Below are 2,815 nucleotides of genomic sequence, written 5' to 3'. Positions count from 1 at the left end.
GTCTATGGCTCATGCGAACTCCTGATTTTTATGGGTTTCGTGCTTACAGATACCTAAACGCGCGCAGTGCTAGGCGTACGTAAGGTGCGTTAGCCGGACGCTTACGGTGGGGATGACACCATCGCGGCTCCACGCAGCGCATTTATAGCGAATGCAATTCCACTCTTCGTAATCCACCCACCTAGGCATGTAGAGGTCATTGCTTATACGTGAGTTTCTGCACTTGCCCTGTAACACTTTTCAGGCCTGATTTCGGTAATTCAAGCGTATGGAACTCAACGCCCATTGAGTCAGCGTGGTGTCGCTTAAGCAAGTAGAGCATGTCGCCAGACTCTGCTACCTGGCATCCCTCGTACTGGTCGAGATTTGCGTAAACCACTTGGCGAACAATACATTCTGAAGCGAGTTCCAGCGCCGCCGCCCGTCCTGCGTTCGATGGCACCCGCACCAAGAGATACCAAGCAGACATCAGCAGAAACGCGAGTATGCAAATGGAGCCGACAACCACAAACGCGCCTCGATTTTCAACAGCCCGGTCGCGCATGTTGGCCATCCATTTCGGCACTATGACGGGCTTGCCCGTGTCGTTTCCTGGTTTCTCAAAAAGTACCAAAAGAAGGGTTACTGTTCCGACCAGAGCCATTGCGAACACCAGAGCTGCAAGGAAGGACCCAAACCCGGCGGCTCCGTAGGCCACGAACTGCTGCGCGCTGATGCTCACCCGATCAATCGGCACATCCAGTGTTAGATAAAATTTCTCCAGGTGCGCAAAACCGCTAAGGGTAAAAGCTCCCACCATGCTCGCTATAAACAGGGCAGCGTCGATACGCAGATACTTTCTGAAGCTGCGGAGGCTTTCCTCTCTTGCGATGCGGTCCGTCAAAATGTTGATCTCCTTAAAGTAGTCAGGCTGAGCGTTGCCCCACGAGTATCATGGGGGACTTCCTGATGGTCGAGTTGAAGCCATTTCTCAGACGCTATGACCGGCCATCAAATCAGCTGCTGAGTAGACTTTCCATATCTGATTTTGTAGTGGGCGCGAGCGTAACTGGCTGGCCGAGAGCCGCCCATCCCGACACGAAGTTATTCAGCGATCACACCTATTCGGCTTGCAACGGCTAGCGTCGTTGGTCGATCCCGCTATCATGCATGGCGTAGATCACGAATGTAGATAACGCTATGCCAAAATTGTCATTCGCCGTCAGAATTTTGTTCGCATGCTGCCTTTTCATCGCAACCGCTAATCACATTCGTGCAGACGTTTCGCATGGGTTGCTCTGGGACTACGGATACGGGCCTAGCGCTTACTTGGCTAGCCGTATTTTCTGGGGGGCGCTTACGTTTTTTGACCCGCTCGCAGCATTGCTACTGTTCATCAAGCCAAGAGCCGGAATCGTGCTTACGTTAGCGATTATTTTGGTCGACGTGACCCATAACACTTTATACGTCGCGTTGAATCAACAATGGCTGGAGCCGTTTTACCTGTCCCAGGTAGCTTTCCTTGCCACAGTATTCCTACTCTCACCCATCGCTTGGAATCGCCCTATTCGAGGCGTAGCGCTCACCAATCCAGTCCGAATGTGATTCGCTCCATTTATGAAGTAGGAACTCTTCGATCTCACGCGGCTGCCTACGCATCGGGCGAGTGAAGTTGCTGACCTTCCGCCAAATAATTGGGCAATCAAATCACAGGATTAAAGGGAATTAACGATGGAAATAGATCACATTTTTATTTGTGTGAGTGATGACGGGCGAGGCGCTGACGCTCTGAAAGCCCTCGGGCTCGCTGAAGGGACGCCAAACGTACACCCAGGCCAAGGCACTGCCAATAGAAGGTTCTTCTTCCGAAATTCTTTCATTGAGCTTTTACATCTCACCGATGAATCAGAAGCTCAAAGTCAGTTAACGGCGCCAACCCAACTCTTTGACCGACTCAAGTGCGCAGATGGAGTCGCCGCGCCCTTTGGAATTTGCTTCAGACCATCCACCGTAGGCGAGAAGCCAATATTTCCGGTCTGGGAATATCGACCTGTTTACTTACCAGCTGCCCTGAAAGTCGACGTGGGGCGTGCGCCTGTATCCGAACCGATGTGGTTTTTTCTTTCGTTTGCCAAGAGACCAGATGAGGCTCCGATTGAGCGAGCGCAGCCGTTTGAACATCCCAACGGCTTTCGCGACATTACATCTGTGCGAGTTAGCACCCCCAACAGCCAAGCTTTTTCTACCCCTGCGAACTGCGCAAATCAGCTGAAAGGATTTGAAATTGTTTATGGTGATGAGCATCTGGTCGTATTGGAAATCGATCATGGCGCAAGTGGCCAGACACACGATTTCCGTCCTGGGTTGCCGATGATTATGAACTGGTGATGGATTGGCCTAACTATTCAGCCGACATCTCGTTCTGATCCCAACGCTGGGGGCGCTGGTGTGTACGTCATTGAAGTTTAGATTCAGCAGCGCGGTTGGCCGGGAGCTTATGAGTACGCTCCCCCCCAAAACCGATATGGCTCTGCGAAGTTGCTGCCACATAGATGGAAATAGGCTTAGCTCCGTAGAGCGTTTTTTGGCTCAGTGCGTGCTGTGCTGTGGACTAGAATGAGAACCTCACTCATTTGGATAGGGACGGATGTGAATGGAAGCGTTAGCCACTTTTGCTACTAAGAATTTCAAACCAACAGGCCTGAGCCCAACCCCCGAGATTACTACCTCCTTACCAGTGTCTATCAGCACCATGGAGAAATGCTACTCAGGTGCTATCGACGGTGTTTCCTCACCATGGAGAAATGCTACTCAGGTGCTATCGACGGTGTTTCCT

The 2,815-nt window shown here is 51.6% G+C and carries 2 protein-coding genes and 1 pseudogene; 2 read left to right on the top strand and 1 reads right to left on the bottom strand.

Annotated elements, in window-relative coordinates; genetic code table 11:
- Positions 1-196 precede the first annotated feature (196 nt).
- Entirely contained in the window at positions 197-883 is a 687-nt protein-coding gene (locus tag AC1DIS_RS29870; protein WP_086946032.1) for a hypothetical protein, read from the bottom strand.
- 827 nt (positions 884-1,710) lie between these two features.
- Between AC1DIS_RS29870 and AC1DIS_RS29865 the strand changes: the two genes are divergently transcribed.
- Both AC1DIS_RS29865 and AC1DIS_RS29860 read left to right on the top strand, forming a co-directional pair.
- The gene (locus AC1DIS_RS29865) at positions 1,711-2,367 is read left to right on the top strand and encodes a VOC family protein (protein ID WP_477748734.1); all 657 of its coding nucleotides are present in this window, start codon (positions 1,711-1,713) and stop codon (positions 2,365-2,367) included.
- Positions 2,368-2,632: 265 nt separating this feature from the next.
- Positions 2,633-2,815: pseudogene (locus AC1DIS_RS29860) on the top strand (hypothetical protein); the annotation flags it as partial.

Source organism: Pseudomonas sp. 05N433 (assembly GCF_056396925.1).
Note: the sequence above shows the minus strand (reverse complement) of the source record. Positions and strands in the feature narration are given on the sequence as shown.

Bases quoted from the DNA above. Each gene is read 5' to 3' on its own strand.
- AC1DIS_RS29865 (WP_477748734.1), top strand. From the start codon at position 1,711: ATGGAAATAGATCACATTTTTATTTGTGTGAGTGATGACGGGCGAGGC.